Genomic DNA, 14,274 nt, shown 5'->3' with positions numbered 1-14,274 from the left:
TAACAGTAACCACCGCCGGATGAACCAATGACGAAACGAGAGCCCCACATGAGACCCTCAGTACGCAAGGGCGTTTACGCCGGAATGGCAGGCCTTTCCCTGATCGGCGCCGTGGCAGGCTGCGCGCCCGCCGCTTCCGGCGGCGACCCCGCCAACACATCTGCCGCGGAGACGCCGGCGGCCGCACCCACCACGGGCACGTCATCCACTTCGATGGCCACCACGGGATCCGGCGGTGCCTCCGCCTACAAGGACGGCACCTACAGCGCGGACGGCAACTATGTCTCCCCCAACGGGACCGAGACCGTCGGTGTGGAGCTGACTCTGGCGGCCGGCAAAGTCACGGACGTGCAGATCACCACGCACCCTTCCAACCCCAACACCCGCAAGTTCCAGGGCGAGTTCGCCGGTGGTATCGCCGGTCAGATTGTGGGTAAGGACATTGACGGCCTCAACGTCTCCAAGGTGGCCGGCTCGTCACTGACCAGTGGCGGTTTCAACGACGCAGTGGAACAGATCAAGTCCGAGGCGAAGTAGGCGGTGCCGGCAGCGGACGGCGCGGCATTTTCCTTTGCGGGCATCGGCACGCAGTGGGAAATCACCACGCCGCGCCCGCTGTCCGGCCCCCTCCGGACGGCGCTGCTGGCAACAGTGGAAACGTTCGACGGCGTGTGGTCCCGTTTCCGGGACGACTCACGGGTGGCGGCCATGGCCCGGGCCGCGGGCAGCTACACCTTCCCCGCGGAGGCCTCAGCCCTGGGGGAACTGTATCGGACGCTGTACCGGATCACCGGGGGTGCCATGACGCCCCTGATCGGCAGCAGCCTGGAGCGCCTGGGCTACGACGCGCAGTATTCCCTGCAGCCAACCGGCGCGGCCCTTCCGGCGCCGGCCTGGGACGGCCGGCTGGACTGGACCGGCGCCACCCTCACCGTCAACGGGCCGGTGGTCCTGGATATCGGCGCAGCAGGCAAGGGGCTGCTGGTGGACCTGCTGGCCGCGGACCTTACTGCCGCGGGCCACGACGCCTTCCTGATTGATGGCAGCGGCGACCTCCTGGCCCGCGGCCCGGGCACCGTCCGCGTGGGCCTCGAACATCCCTACAACCCCCGGCAGGCCATCGGGGTGGTGGAGTTGGCGGGGCGGTCCCTGTGCGCCTCGGCCGCGAACCGGCGGGTGTGGGGCGATGGGCTCCACCACGTCCTGGACGGCACCACCGGCCTGCCTGTGCGGACCGCCGTGGCCACCTGGGCCATGGCGGAGACCGCAATGGTGGCGGACGCCCTGGCCACAGCACTCTTTTTTGCACCCGGGCCTGCGCTTGAGGGGTCATTCGACTTTTCCTGGCTGACCGTCTTTTCCGACGGCAGCGCCGCCCACTCCGCCGACTTTGAAGGGAAACTGTTCACATGAGTTCCGTGGAAACACCCAAGGCGGGCCCTGCCCCTTCCCTTGCCGGCACAGTGGACACCGCCCTGGGCCGGCTCACCATGTACCGGCTGGTGCTCCTGGTCCTTGCAGTCCTGGTGGCCTACAGCCTGCTGCTGGATGTCCTGGGCTGGCTCACCTTCGGGATCCCAGAGATGCTGGCCCACCTGGTCCTGTGCCTGGCGCTGACCTACACCGCCAACCGGGCCCTGGCCGCACTGTTCCGGGTACAGCCGCATTCCGAGTCCGCCCTGATCACCGGCCTGCTGATCTATTTCCTGTTCTGGCCCTCGTTCCAAGTGATGGACGTGGCAGGGGTGGCGCTGGCCTGCGTCCTGGCTTCCGCCTCCAAATATGCCCTGGCGTGGCGTGGCCGGCATGTTTTCAACCCCGCCGCCGCCGGCGCCTTCGTCACGGGCCTGACCGGCCTGAACATTGCCACCTGGTGGGCCGCCACACCAGCCATGCTGTTCCTGCTGGTCCCGGGCGTCCTGTTGGTGCTGTACCGGACCCGGAAAGCCCTGATGGCTGCCGTTTTTGTGGCGGCGTCCACGTCCATCATCACTGTGGAGCTGATCCGTGCCGGCATGAGCGCCGGGACGGGCCTCTGGCAGGCGCTGGCGCAACGGCCGGTGCTTTTCTTCGTGGGTTTTATGCTCACGGAGCCGCTGACCCTTCCGCCGCGCCGCTGGCAGCAGCTGGCACTTGCTGCCGTTGTGGGTGTGGTCTTTGCGGTTCCGTACAACTTCGGCTTCCTCGCCAACTCCCCCGAGGCCGCGTTGCTGCTGGGTAACCTGCTGGCCTTTATGCTGGGCCAGCGCGGCGGCGTGACGCTGCGGCTGGAAGGCACCCGCCAGCTGACGCCCACCACCACCGAATTCTCCTTCACCCCTGCCCGGCCGGTACGTTTCCAGCCGGGCCAGTACATGGAGCTCGACCTGCCGCACGCCAAGTCGGACGGCAAGGGCCGGCGCCGGGTCTTCAGCCTGACGGGCGCACCGGATGCGCGGCAGGTAACCTTCGGCGTCCGGACCGCCGGTCCCCTCTCCGCCGCCAAGAAGGCCCTCCTGGCGCTGGAGCCCGGCGATAAGCTCCGCGCCACCTCCGTGGGCGGCGATTTTGTCCTCCCCCGGAACCGGCAGCAGCCGGTGCTGCTGGTTGCCGCAGGAATCGGCATCACCCCGTACCTGTCCCATCTGTCCTCCGGCGGGCTGCGGGACCGCGACGCGGTCCTGCTGCTGCTGGCCCGGAGCGCCGCCGAGGTGGCCTATGCCGATGAGCTGCGCGCTTCGGGCCTGCGTGTGGTGGTCCACCTGGCGGACGGTTCTGCGCCGCCCCCGGACCTGGCCGGCACACCCAACGGGGGCACCCGGCTGGACCGGGCAGCACTCAAGGCGCTGGTCCCTGACATCGGGGCGCGGGAGGTCTACGTCTCCGGTTCACCGGCCAGCGTCGCCTCGCTGCGCCGTGCGGCCAGGGCAGCCGGCGCCCGGCGCGTCCACACGGACTCGTTCGCGGGCTACTGAAGGCTGCCGGAAGGTGCCCCACACCACCCCCGCAGCGGCCGTTTTTCCTTGCGGGCCACCTTACTGCTAAGCTCTAGGACGTCCCGCCGGAAACGGCAGGAAGCCCGGATTGCCCTCGTAGCTCAGGGGATAGAGCGTCTGCCTCCGGAGCAGAAGGTCGTAGGTTCGAATCCTATCGAGGGCACCAGCCAAAACCACCCCGGTCCTGCCGGGGTGGTTTTGTTTAACCCACCGTGCACCACCGGTCCGGTTTTCCGGCAGGTGAGCCTGCACTGAATTGTCGGCACCCCCTCGTAGTCTGGTTCCACCGACTCCAGGAGGTAACGCCATGCACACGCCGTTCTGCACCATCGTCCCGCCGTATCTGCTGCGGCGGTTGGCGCGCCAGGATGCGCCGCAGTTTTCCGCAGCGGCCCGGGCCGCCCGGGAAGCCCTGGTCCATGTCCGGTCAGTGCAGGCGGCCCGGACCCGGTCGGCAGCGGCCGGCCCGGCCGGCGTGCGCCAGACAGCTCCGGGGCCGGTGAACCGGACCATCTACGACGCCGGCAACGCTGAAGTCCTGCCGGGGAAGCTGGTCCGCAAGGAAGGCGAACCGGACACCGGAGACCTGGCCCAGGATGAGGCCTACGCCGGGCTGGGCTCCACCCACCGGCTCTACGCGGACGTTTTTGGCCGGAACTCCGTGGACGGCAACGGCCTGGGCCTGGATGCCACGGTCCACTTTGGCAAGCTGTATGACAACGCCTTCTGGGACGGCAACCAGATGGTCTTCGGCGACGGTGACGGCGAGGTCTTTGACCGGTTCACCAAGTCCCTGAGCGTGATCGGCCATGAACTGGCGCACGGCGTCACCCAGTTCACTGCCGCCTTGGTATACCGTAACCAGGCCGGCGCGCTGAACGAGTCGATGTCGGACGTCTTTGGCGCCCTGGTGGAGCAGTACGTCGGAAAACAGTCCGCTGCAGAGGCCAGCTGGCTGATCGGCGAAGGCCTTTTTACGCCCGAAGTGCAGGGCACTGCGCTGCGTTCCATGAAGGCGCCGGGTACCGCGTACGACGACGACGTGCTGGGCAAGGATCCGCAGCCTGACTCCATGGATACGTATGTGCGCACCAGCGCTGACAACGGCGGCGTGCACATCAACTCCGGCATCCCCAACCGTGCCTTCTACCTCGTCGCCGAAGCGCTGGGCGGGAACGCCTGGGACGCCCCGGGCCGGATCTGGTACGACACCCTGACAGGCGGTTCCCTGCCACCAATGGCAACATTCGGTGTTTTTGCCCGTGCCACCGCCGCGTCCGCCGTGGAAATTTTTGGTGCCGGCTCAGCAGAGCATGACGCCGTGGCCAAGGCGTGGGAAACTGTGAAGGTCAAGCTCTAAACGGAGCTCCCCGCGGCCCGGCGACGGGCGGCGGGGCAGCAGGAACCCAGGAACCAGGCCATGAAGATCAGTGTGGAACGGACCGGCGGAATTGCGGCAATAACCAGGGTCTGGACCGTTGAGGCCCAGTCCGAGACAGCCATTAACGAGTGGCAGTTCCTGGTGGAGGCATGCCCCTGGGACGCAGTGCCCAGGACCACGCGCGCGGCAGCGCAGGCGTTTTCAGACGCCGTGCCTGACCGTTTCATTTACTCCATCCGCGCCGGCCAGCGGCGTGCGGCCCTGCCGGAACGGGCGGTTACCGGCCCTTGGCGGATCCTGGTGGACAGCGCCCGGGCCGCCGCCGAAGAAGCCCGCGCCGAGCCGGGTACCGACCCCGCCTGAGTGGTCCGCTCAGCCCACGCCTGCCAACTGGCCGCGGAACGCCCGCCGGTAGGACTGCGGACTGGTATCGAGGACTTTGGCGAAGTGGTGCCGCAGCAGCACCGGGTGGCCAAAACCGGATTGCCTGGCCACCTCGTCGATGTTCAGGTCCGTTGACTCAAGCAGCTCCTGCGCACGGAGCACACGCTGGGAATTCAGCCAGGCAGCGGGCGTCGCGCCCGTTTCCGAGCGGAACCGGCGGGCAAAGGTACGGGCGGACATGTGCACCTGGGCGGCAAGGTCGTTGACGGAGTGTTCCCGGTCCAGGTTGCCCACCATCCAGCGCAGGAGTTCGGCCATGGGTGCCGAGCCGCAGGTGGGGATGGGCCGCTCGATGAACTGGGCCTGGCCGCCGTCCCGGTGTGGCGGTACCACCATGTCCCGGGCGATCGCGGCGGCCACCTGGGCCCCGAGTTCCACCCGGACAAGATGCAGGCAGGCATCGATTCCCGCAGCCGTGCCGGCAGAGGAAATGATGTTCCCGTCCTGGACGTAGAGCACGTTTTCGTCCACCTCAACGCCGGGATAGGAGGTGGCCAGCTCCTGCGAATGCCGCCAATGCGTGGTGGACCGCCGGTCCGCCAGCAGCCCTGCCCTGGCAAGCGCGAACACAGCCGAGCAGATCGACATCACCCAGGCGCCCCTCTTATCTGCGGCGCGCAGGGCCGCGAGCACCGGCTCCGGCAGTTCCGCGTCCCCGCCATAAGGGGTCATGATGACGAGGTCGGCGTCCAGGGTGGCGTCCAGGCCAAGCTCCACATTCATGGAAAGCCCGGATTCGAGTGTCACGCTGCCCGGGACGGGCGTGCACACCCGGAAATCGAAAGCGGGAACGCCGTTGCCCCGCCGGGACCGGTCGATGCCGAACACCTCGCAGGCGGTGCCGAACTCGAACATCGAAACGTTAGACACCACAATGACTGCCACTGTTTTGAGCATATTTCCAGTGTGGCAGTAATTCACGCTTTTTGGTCGTTTCTGCCACTGTTTTTGCTGCCGGCCCGGGATCACGATGAAGACATGGAAATCTTCGTCAGCATCCTCATCGTTTCTGTCCTCCTGGTCGTGGCAGCCACGGTTGCCGCGATCCTCCACGACGGTCGTGGTCACTTGCCCCGCATCGACTCCCGCCTGGACTGGTCAGCCTTGGAACTGCCCAGTTCCAGCCACACCAGCCGCCTCTTCTGACGTCCGGGGTCCGGACCGGCCCCTGGGCGGCCCGGCTGCGGCAGTAGACTGTCAGCAGCCATGACTTTTCATATTTCCTATCCCGCCGAGCTGCCGGTTTCCGAGCGCCGCGACGACCTGATGGCCGCCATTGCCGCCAACCAGGTGACAATCATTGCCGGCGAGACCGGTTCCGGAAAGACCACCCAGATCCCCAAGATGTGCCTTGAACTGGGCCTGGGCGAGAACGGCCTGATCGGCCATACCCAGCCCCGGCGGCTGGCGGCACGCACGGTGGCCGAACGCATTGCGGAGGAACTGGGCGTGGACATCGGCCAGGAAGTGGGCTTCCAGGTCCGCTTCACCGGTGAAGTCAGCCGCAACACCAAGGTCAAGCTGATGACGGACGGCATCCTGCTGGCCGAGATCCAGCGCGACAAGCTGCTGCGCAAATACAACGCGATCATCATCGATGAAGCGCATGAGCGCAGCCTGAACATCGACTTCATTCTGGGCTACCTGCGGCGGATCCTGCCGCAGCGCCCGGACCTGAAGGTCATCATCACCTCCGCCACCATTGATCCGGAGCGGTTCGCCAACCATTTCGGCACGCCGGAGCAGCCGGCACCGATCATCGAGGTCTCCGGCCGGACCTTCCCGGTGGAAATCCGCTACCGGCCGCTCTCGCAGCCCAAGGACGACCAGGACGAGGGCTCGGACGATGAACTCGAGGAGGACCGGGACCCGCTGGACGCGGTCTGCGACGCTGTGGACGAACTGGCTTCCGAGGCCCCCGGCGACATCCTGGTGTTCTTCTCCGGTGAACGCGAAATCCGGGACGCTGCAGAAGCGCTGCAAGCCCGGATCCAGTCCAACCGCAGGCTGGCGGGCACCGAGGTCCTGCCACTGTTTGCCCGGCTGAGCCTGCAGGAACAGCACAAGGTGTTCCACCCGGGTTCCAAACGCCGCATTGTCCTGGCCACCAACGTGGCGGAAACCTCGCTGACAGTGCCAGGCATCAAGTACGTGATCGACACGGGCACCGCCCGCATCTCCCGCTACTCGCACCGCACCAAAGTCCAGCGGCTGCCCATCGAACGGGTTTCGCAGGCATCCGCCAACCAGCGTTCGGGCCGGTGCGGCCGTGTGTCGGACGGCATCGCCATCCGGCTGTACTCGGAGGAGGACTTCGAGTCCCGCCCCCTCTTCACCGATCCTGAGATCCTGCGCACCAACCTTGCCGCGGTCATTTTGCAGATGACCGCCATGGGTGTGGCACGCGGGCCCAAGGACGTTGAAGAGTTTCCCTTCGTGGAGCCGCCCGAGTCGCGGGCCATCAACGACGGCGTCACCCTGCTCCGCGAACTCGGCGCCCTGGCAGCGGCGCAGCCGGCCGGCGCAAAGGGCGGTGCAAAGGGCGGCGGGCTGACCGCCGTCGGGCACCAGCTGGCGCAGTTGCCGGTGGATCCCCGCCTGGGCAGGATGATTGTGGAGGCCGGCAAACGTGGCTGCGTCCGCGAAGTCATGATCCTGGCAGCCGCGCTCACCATCCAGGACCCGCGCGAACGGCCCACCGACAAGCAACAGCTCGCGGCCGAAAAGCACAACCGGTTCAAGGACGAGAATTCGGATTTCACCGGGTTCCTGAACCTCTGGAATTACCTGCAGGAGAAGCAGCAGGAACTCTCCTCCTCAGCATTCCGGCGCCTGTGCCGCAACGAGTTCATCAACTACCTGCGCGTCCGCGAGTGGCAGGACCTCTTCGCGCAGCTGCGCCAGCTGGCCCGCCCCCTGGGCATCAGCCTGGACAACAATCGCGAGGTGGATCCTGTGGGCAACCACGAAGGCATCCACATCAGCCTGCTGTCCGGCCTGCTGAGCCACATCGGCATCCTGGACGAACGCAAGCGCGAATACGCGGGCGCCCGGGGCAGCCGGTTCGCAATTTTCCCCGGGTCTGCGCTGTTCAAGAAGTCCCCAACGTTCGTGATGGCCGCCGAGCTGGTGGAGACCAGCCGCCTCTGGGCACGCGTGGCAGCCCGCTTTGATCCGCTGTGGGCGGAACAGGTGGCACCGGACCTGGTGAAGCGCAGCTACAGCGAGCCGCACTGGTCCACCAGGCAGGGCTCGGTGATGGCCTACGAAAAGGTCACCCTCTACGGGGTACCGATCATCGCCCAGCGGAAGATCAACTACGGCCGGGTGGATCCGGTCCTGGCCCGCGAGCTGTTCATCCGCCATGCGCTGGTGGAAGGCGACTGGAAAACCCAGCACAAGTTCTTCCACCGCAACCGGGCCCTCCTGCACGAGGTGGAGGAACTGGAAGCGCGGATGCGCCGCCGGGACCTCATGGTGGATGACGAGACGCTTTTTGAGTTCTACGACGCGCGGATAGGCGCTGAGGTGGTCTCCGAACGGCACTTCGACAAGTGGTGGAAGGGCGCCCGCCGGGAGCAGCCGGACCTGCTGGACTATGACAAGTCGTTGCTGATCAGCAACGACGCCGATGACCTGGACGATTCCGCCTACCCCAAGTCCTGGCTGCACAAGGGATTCGACCTGCCGCTGAGCTACGAGTTCCACCCGGTGGCTCCCGGTTCTGCGCCCAACCCGTCCGACGGCGTGACGGCAGAAGTGCCGGTCCTTTTCCTGAACCAGCTCGACGATGCCCCCTTCCGGTGGCTTATTCCGGGCCAACGTGTGGAGCTGGTAACGGCCCTGATCAAGTCGCTGCCCAAGCAGGTCCGGAAAAACTTCGTGCCTGCTCCTGACGTCGCCCGCCAAACGGTAGCCGTCCTCGAAGCCGACTTCGACCCGGCGGCGGATGACCTCGAAGCCTCCCTCGAACTGGCCCTCCGGCGGCTCCGCGGTGCTGTCATCCCGCCGGGATCGTGGAACTGGGACGCCGTTCCCCCTCACCTGCGCGTGAGCTTCAAGGTGGTGGACAGCAAAGGCAAGGTGCTGGAGGAGGGCAAGGACCTGCCGGCGCTCCAGGAACGGCTGGCACCGGCCACCCGGCGTGCCATCGCCGAGTCCCTCGGCGCCACCCCTGCGACAACCGGTCCTGCCGCGGGGGGAAAGGTCAAACGCAACGGCACCGGGCCCGACGCCGGCACAGCCCCTGCCGGGGGGCGGGGGCAGGTGCCCGGCGGCTTCGCCGAACAGACCGGATTGGTTGAGTGGTCGGTGGGGACCCTCCAGCAGCAGGTCAGCAGCATGGTCAAAGGCCACACTGTAACTGGCTTTCCCGCCCTGGTGGACCAGGGGACGTCAGTGTCCCTCCGCGTGTTCCAGACTCCGGCCGAGCAGCAGGCTGCCATGCGGGGCGGCGTCATCAGGTTGCTGGCCCTGCGCGTCCCGGCACCCGACCGCTACGTCCTCGAACACTTGAGCAACACCGAGAAGCTCACGTTCAGCCAGAACCCGCACGGCTCGGTCACGGCGCTGATCGCAGACTGCGCCCTGGCAGCCATCGACAAGCTGGTCCCCGCCCAGCTGCCGTGGGACCGGGCAGCCTTCGACGCGCTGTATGAGACCGTGCGGGCCGAGCTGATCGACACCGTCTTCAGCGTCACGTCCGTGGTGGAACGGATCCTGGCCAGCGCCCGCCGGATCGAGAAGCAGCTGAAGGGCACCACCAGCCTGGCCCTCATCAGCGCCCTCAATGACATCCGGAGCCAGCTGGAGAACCTGGTCCATCCCGGCTTTGTGGCACGCACGGGCTACTCCCAGCTCAGCCAGCTCCCGCGCTACCTGGCTGCGATCGAGAAACGCCTGGAACGCCTCCCGGGCAACGTGCAGCGGGATGCGCTGGGGATGGCTGCGGTCCAGCGGCTGGAGGACGATTACGACGACGCCGTGTCCGCCCTCCTGCCGGGCCGGCGCGCCGGGCACGAATTAACCCAGGTGCGCTGGATGATCGAGGAACTGCGGGTCAGCCTGTTTGCGGTGGAGCTGGGTACCGCCTACTCCGTCTCGGAAAAACGCATCCGTGCCGTGCTCAACAAGGCACTCGCCCCGGCTTAGCCCGGTTCCCCCGGCACCGCGGCGCCGTACCCGGCGTCGCGGAGGCCCTGGCGGAGTTTCGCCGCGTGCCCATCCAGTGCCACCGGATCCGGGTTCTGGTCCACGGAGCCGAAGTCGTAGTCCGCCATGCTGCGGGACGGCCAGACGTGGACGTGGAGGTGGTTGATCTCGTAACCGGCCACCAGCAGGCCGGCCCGGGGGGCGCCGAAGAGGTCCACCTGGACCGCGCCAATGCGGCGCGCAACCTCCATGACCCGGGCCAGGGTTTCCGGTGACGCGTCGGTCCACCGGTCCACTTCTTCGGTGGGGACCACCAGGGTGTGGCCGTCTGCAAGCGGCCCGGTGGTGAGGAAGGCGGCGACATCGGCTTCGCGCCAGACGAAGCGGCCCGGAATCTCGCCGTTGATGATTTTGGTGAACAGCGTGCTCACGCGTCTGCCTCCTTGGCGGGTGCCTGCAGGGTGCCGGTGTCCAGCACAAACCGGTATTTCACGTCGCCGGCCACCATCCGGTGGTAGGCCTCATTCAGCTGGTCCGCGCCCACCAGTTCGATGTCCGCCACCACGCCGTGTTCGGCGCAGAAGTCCAGCATCTCCTGGGTTTCGGCGATTCCGCCGATCAGGGAGCCGGCATAGGCAATCCGGCGGCAGATGAGCGCGCCCGGGTTGACCGGCGGCATGGCCTCGGATGGCAGGCCCAGCTGGAACAGGGCCCCGTCCACGCGCAGCGTCCGGAAGAAGGGGTTCAGGTCGTGGGGTGCGGCCACGGTGTCGATGATCAGGTCGATGGTACGGTCCGCCGCTGCCATTGCGGCAGGGTCCCGCGACAGGACCACGTCGTCCGCGCCGAGCTCCAGGGCTGCGGGCGCCTTGGCTTCGGAGGTGGTGAAAACCACCACCTTTGCGCCCATGGCCTTGGCCAGTTTGACGGCCATGTGACCCAGTCCGCCGAGGCCCACAACACCCACCACGTCGTCCTCTTCGACGTCGAAATGGCGGAGCGGGGAAAACGTGGTGACACCAGCGCACAGCAGCGGGGCCACGGCGGCCGGATCCAGCGATTCCGGCACCCGCAGCACGTAGCGCCGGTCCACCACCACAGAGGTGGCATAGCCGCCCTGCGTGACGGTGTCCCCGTTGCGCCGGTCCTTGGCTCCATAGGTGCCGGTCATGCCGTTTTCGCAGTATTGCTCCAGGCCGTCCAGGCAGCTGCCGCATTCCCGGCACGAGTCCACCATGCACCCCACCCCCACACGGTCGCCGGCCTCGAAGTCCGTAACGTCGGCGCCGACGCGGCTGACGGTGCCCACGATCTCGTGGCCGGGAACCAGCGGATAGGACTGGTTGCCCCACTCCCCCCGGGTGGCGTGCACATCGGAATGGCACAGCCCGCAGTACTCGATGGCGATTTCGACGTCGTCCGCCTTGGGCGCCCGCCGCGCAACGGTGAGCGGGACCAGGCCGCTGTCCCCCGACGTGGCGCCATAGGCGGCGGCCAGCACGCCGCCGTCGGCAACGGGGTTGATGGTTTGGGCGAGGGGCGGGGGTACGGGGCGTCCTGGGGTCATAGTGCGACGCTACCCCCGCGGCCGCCCGCGTTGCCAGTTGGCTGCCGTTCCGACCCGTCCGGTTCCGGGCCGGTGGCCACGGGAAGGTCCGGCCGGTTGGACCATTCCGAGAATGATCCCGGATACAGGGCAGCGCTGAAGCCGGCCAGTTCCAGGGCCGCCACCTGGTGTGCTGCGGTAACACCGGAGCCGCAGTAGACAGCCACCGGCACGCCGTCCCGCGCGCCCAGCGCCTCGAACCGGCGGCGCAGGTCCGCGGCCGGCAGGAAGAGCCCTTTGGCCGCCAAGTTCGCCGCCGCCGGCGCACTGACGGCCCCGGGGATGTGGCCGGCGCGCGGGTCGACGGGTTCCACATCACCGCGGTAGCGTTCCCCGGCCCGCGCATCCAGGAGCAGGCCGCGGTCAGGCCACTCCGCAGCCGCAGCGGCGTCCAGGACGGGCATTGCACCCGCCGCAAGGTCAATGTCGCCCGGTTCCGGTACCACCGGACCGGCGGCGAGCGGGAGCCCCGCCGCGCGCCAGGCGGCCAAGCCGCCGTCGAGCAGGAAAACGGTGGCAATCCCGGCATCCCGAAGCAGCCACCACAAGCGGGCCGCGGCCATGTTGCCGCTGTCGTCGTACGCCACCACCACGTCGCCGGACCGCAGGCCCCAACCCCTGGCAGCGTCCTGGAATGCCCGCGCCTCCGGCAGCGGGTGCCGGCCCCGGCCTTCCGCTGCCGGATCGGCAAGCTCGGTGGCGAGGTCCACAAATACCGCACCTGGCAGGTGCTCGGCCAGGTAGTGGTCACGGCCGTGGGGGTCGCCCAGCGCCCAGCGCACATCGAGGAGGACCGTCCGCTCACCGGCGGCAAGGCGGCCGGCCAGCCGGTCCACATCCATCAGGGGTTCCATGGGGCTCCTTCGGTGCTTTGACGTTCGGTTCCAACTCTAAAGGGCGGGGGCCGCGCCGCAGGTAGGCTGGTGCGGTGAAGATCGAGCAGGGCAGCGCCCCGGACCACGGCAGCAGGACAAGCAGCGACCGGGAATGGGCGGACGCGGCCATCCGGAAGATCGCGGCGGAAAACAACCGCTCCGCCGATACCCACCTATACTCGGTCCCGCTGCCGGAACACTGGGGCATCGGTCTGTACCTCAAGGACGAGTCCACCCACCGTTCCGGCAGCCTGAAGCACCGGCTGGCCCGGTCCCTGTTCCTATTCGGCCTGGTGAACGGCTGGATCCGGTCCGACACCACCATCGTTGAAGCCTCCAGCGGCAGCACCGCCGTGTCCGAGGCTTATTTCGCCCAGCTCCTGGAGCTCCCGTTCATCGCCGTAATGGCACGCAGCACCAGCGCAGAGAAAATCGCCCTGATCGAGCAGTTCGGGGGCTCCTGCCTGCTGGTGGACCACGCCGCGGAGGTCTACGCCACTGCTGAGGAAGTGGCGGCCACCTGCAACGGCCACTACATGGACCAGTTCACCTACGCCGAACGGGCCACCGATTGGCGTGGGAACAACAACATCGCCGAGTCCATCTTCGGCCAGCTCCGGCTCGAGGAACATCCGGTGCCGGACTGGATCGTGGTGGGCGCCGGGACCGGCGGCACCAGCGCCACCATCGGTCGGTACCTCCGCTACAACAACCATTCCACGCAGCTGCTGGTGGTGGATCCGGAAAACTCGGCGTTCCTCCCCGGCTGGCGGGGCGCCGCCGATCCCGCCGGGTTGCCGTCCCGCATCGAAGGAATCGGCCGCGCCAGGATGGAACCCAGCTTTGTGCCGTCCGTGATCGATGCCATGATCCAGGTCCCGGACGCGGCATCCGTCGCCGCGATGCGGCACCTGCGGACCCTCACGGGGTTCGCCGCCGGGCCCTCCACCGGAACCAACCTCTGGGGAGTCTGGCAGACGGTGGCCGGGATGCTCGCGGCAGGCCGCACCGGCAGCGTTGTCACCCTGATGTGTGACGGCGGCGAACGCTACGCGGGCAACTACTACAACCCTGCCTGGCTGGCGGCCCAGGGCCTGGACCCGGCGCCCCACGAAGCCACCCTCGCAGAGTTCTTCGAGACGGGCGCCTGGCCGGTTTAGGCCTCCACCGACTCGCCCGGCTCAAGGTGCGTGTAGGTGACGCCGTATTTCGCGCCGAGCCGCTGTACCTGCGTCTCCACGATCTTCAGGCCGGCAGCGTTGAGCAGCCCGTCGTGGATCTGGTACACCTGCGGAGCCCGGACACCGATCACGAAGTCCACCACCTCGGACATTTTGGACCAGGGCGCGTGCAGCGGCACCAGCAGTGTCTTGACGCTGATCCCGTCCGGGATGATGAAGGAATCCCCCGGGTGGTAGACGTTCCCGTCCACCAGGTAGCCGATGTTGGCCACCACCGGAATCTGGGGGTGGATCAGGGCGTGCTGGCCGCCGAAACTGCTGATGGCAAAGCCTGCCGCTTCAAAGGTGCTGCCGGGATCCACCGTGTGGATGGCTCCGGCGGCGCCGGGTGCTTCGGCGCGCAGTTTCTCCGCCACTCCCGCCGGGGCGTGGACAGCCGGGGCGCCAGGGCCGTTGAGCACCTCAACCACTGCCGCCATATCAATATGGTCAGGGTGTTCGTGGGTCACCAGGATAGCTTCGGCGCCGGCCAGCGCCTGGTCGGTCTCGGAGAACGTGCCGGGGTCAAGGACCAGCACCCGGCCGTCCTTTTCGAGCCGGACACAGGCGTGCGTATATTTCGTCAGCTTCATCCGGCCAGCCTAGGGTCCGGTCAGCACCG

Annotated in this window: 13 protein-coding genes and 1 tRNA gene; 9 read left to right on the top strand and 5 right to left on the bottom strand. The window is 67.6% G+C overall.

Annotated elements, in window-relative coordinates; translation table 11 throughout:
- Positions 1-48: 48 nt before the first annotated feature.
- From QRN07_RS07950 to QRN07_RS07925, 6 genes are all read left to right on the top strand, one after another.
- Complete coding sequence (locus QRN07_RS07950) at positions 49-537, top strand: FMN-binding protein (RefSeq protein WP_285240763.1); 489 nt, start codon at positions 49-51, stop codon at positions 535-537.
- Between the two features lie 3 nt (positions 538-540).
- Positions 541-1,413, top strand: coding sequence for an FAD:protein FMN transferase (locus QRN07_RS07945; RefSeq protein ID WP_285240762.1), 873 nt, complete (start codon positions 541-543; stop codon positions 1,411-1,413).
- The gene (locus tag QRN07_RS07940; protein ID WP_285240761.1) at positions 1,410-2,954 is read left to right on the top strand and encodes a ferredoxin--NADP reductase; all 1,545 of its coding nucleotides are present in this window, start codon (positions 1,410-1,412) and stop codon (positions 2,952-2,954) included. The genes QRN07_RS07945 and QRN07_RS07940 overlap by 4 nt, the downstream gene beginning before the upstream one ends.
- Before the next feature lie 111 nt (positions 2,955-3,065).
- Positions 3,066-3,141: transfer RNA gene (locus QRN07_RS07935), tRNA-Arg, on the top strand.
- Between the two features lie 141 nt (positions 3,142-3,282).
- Entirely contained in the window at positions 3,283-4,335 is a 1,053-nt protein-coding gene (locus QRN07_RS07930) for a M4 family metallopeptidase (RefSeq protein WP_285240760.1), read from the top strand.
- A gap of 60 nt (positions 4,336-4,395) precedes the next feature.
- Complete coding sequence (locus QRN07_RS07925) at positions 4,396-4,719, top strand: protealysin inhibitor emfourin (protein ID WP_050686822.1); 324 nt, start codon at positions 4,396-4,398, stop codon at positions 4,717-4,719.
- Between the two features lie 9 nt (positions 4,720-4,728).
- Here QRN07_RS07925 and QRN07_RS07920 read toward each other — a convergent pair whose 3' ends face one another.
- A complete protein-coding gene (locus tag QRN07_RS07920; protein WP_050686824.1) occupies positions 4,729-5,697 on the bottom strand; it encodes a GlxA family transcriptional regulator in 969 nt (322 codons plus the stop codon).
- Positions 5,698-5,778: 81 nt separating this feature from the next.
- Between QRN07_RS07920 and QRN07_RS07915 the strand changes: the two genes are divergently transcribed.
- Together QRN07_RS07915 and hrpA are read left to right on the top strand one after the other, a co-directional pair.
- Complete coding sequence (locus QRN07_RS07915; protein WP_164468841.1) at positions 5,779-5,946, top strand: hypothetical protein; 168 nt, start codon at positions 5,779-5,781, stop codon at positions 5,944-5,946.
- A 60-nt stretch (positions 5,947-6,006) separates the two neighbouring features.
- Positions 6,007-9,951, top strand: a complete 3,945-nt coding sequence (gene hrpA, locus QRN07_RS07910; protein WP_285240759.1) for an ATP-dependent RNA helicase HrpA — start codon at positions 6,007-6,009, stop codon at positions 9,949-9,951.
- Here hrpA and QRN07_RS07905 read toward each other — a convergent pair.
- Genes QRN07_RS07905 through QRN07_RS07895 form a run of 3 tightly spaced genes read right to left on the bottom strand, consistent with a single transcriptional unit; the run spans position 9,948 to position 12,411 of the window.
- Positions 9,948-10,382 carry an HIT family protein gene (locus QRN07_RS07905; protein WP_050686826.1) on the bottom strand — a complete coding sequence of 145 codons (435 nt, stop codon included), beginning with the start codon at positions 10,380-10,382 and terminating at the stop codon, positions 9,948-9,950. The two genes, hrpA and QRN07_RS07905, sit on opposite strands and share 4 nt — an antisense overlap.
- Entirely contained in the window at positions 10,379-11,518 is a 1,140-nt protein-coding gene (locus QRN07_RS07900) for an NAD(P)-dependent alcohol dehydrogenase (RefSeq protein ID WP_285240758.1), read from the bottom strand. The genes QRN07_RS07905 and QRN07_RS07900 overlap by 4 nt, the downstream gene beginning before the upstream one ends.
- Positions 11,515-12,411, bottom strand: coding sequence for a sulfurtransferase (locus QRN07_RS07895; RefSeq protein ID WP_285240757.1), 897 nt, complete (start codon positions 12,409-12,411; stop codon positions 11,515-11,517). The genes QRN07_RS07900 and QRN07_RS07895 overlap by 4 nt, the downstream gene beginning before the upstream one ends.
- Before the next feature lie 74 nt (positions 12,412-12,485).
- Here QRN07_RS07895 and QRN07_RS07890 point away from each other — a divergent pair, with 74 nt between their 5' ends.
- Positions 12,486-13,592 carry a PLP-dependent cysteine synthase family protein gene (locus QRN07_RS07890; RefSeq protein ID WP_285240756.1) on the top strand — a complete coding sequence of 369 codons (1,107 nt, stop codon included), beginning with the start codon at positions 12,486-12,488 and terminating at the stop codon, positions 13,590-13,592.
- Here the strand turns inward: QRN07_RS07890 and QRN07_RS07885 are convergent.
- Positions 13,589-14,245, bottom strand: a complete 657-nt coding sequence (locus tag QRN07_RS07885) for an MBL fold metallo-hydrolase (protein WP_050686834.1) — start codon at positions 14,243-14,245, stop codon at positions 13,589-13,591. The genes QRN07_RS07890 and QRN07_RS07885 overlap by 4 nt on opposite strands.
- Positions 14,246-14,274 lie beyond the last annotated feature (29 nt).

The organism is Pseudarthrobacter sp. MEB009, from assembly GCF_030208875.1.
GTDB lineage: Bacteria > Actinomycetota > Actinomycetes > Actinomycetales > Micrococcaceae > Arthrobacter.
Note: the sequence above shows the minus strand (reverse complement) of the source record. Positions and strands in the feature narration are given on the sequence as shown.

Bases quoted from the DNA above. Each gene is read 5' to 3' on its own strand.
- QRN07_RS07925 (WP_050686822.1), top strand. From the start codon at position 4,396: ATGAAGATCAGTGTGGAACGGACCGGCGGAATTGCGGCAATAACCAGG.
- QRN07_RS07930 (WP_285240760.1), top strand. From the start codon at position 3,283: ATGCACACGCCGTTCTGCACCATCGTCCCGCCGTATCTGCTGCGGCGG.
- QRN07_RS07900 (WP_285240758.1), bottom strand. From the start codon at position 11,518: ATGACCCCAGGACGCCCCGTACCCCCGCCCCTCGCCCAAACCATCAAC.
- QRN07_RS07885 (WP_050686834.1), bottom strand. From the start codon at position 14,245: ATGAAGCTGACGAAATATACGCACGCCTGTGTCCGGCTCGAAAAGGAC.
- QRN07_RS07895 (WP_285240757.1), bottom strand. From the start codon at position 12,411: ATGGAACCCCTGATGGATGTGGACCGGCTGGCCGGCCGCCTTGCCGCC.
- QRN07_RS07950 (WP_285240763.1), top strand. From the start codon at position 49: ATGAGACCCTCAGTACGCAAGGGCGTTTACGCCGGAATGGCAGGCCTT.
- hrpA (WP_285240759.1), top strand. From the start codon at position 6,007: ATGACTTTTCATATTTCCTATCCCGCCGAGCTGCCGGTTTCCGAGCGC.
- QRN07_RS07940 (WP_285240761.1), top strand. From the start codon at position 1,410: ATGAGTTCCGTGGAAACACCCAAGGCGGGCCCTGCCCCTTCCCTTGCC.
- QRN07_RS07915 (WP_164468841.1), top strand. From the start codon at position 5,779: ATGGAAATCTTCGTCAGCATCCTCATCGTTTCTGTCCTCCTGGTCGTG.
- QRN07_RS07920 (WP_050686824.1), bottom strand. From the start codon at position 5,697: ATGCTCAAAACAGTGGCAGTCATTGTGGTGTCTAACGTTTCGATGTTC.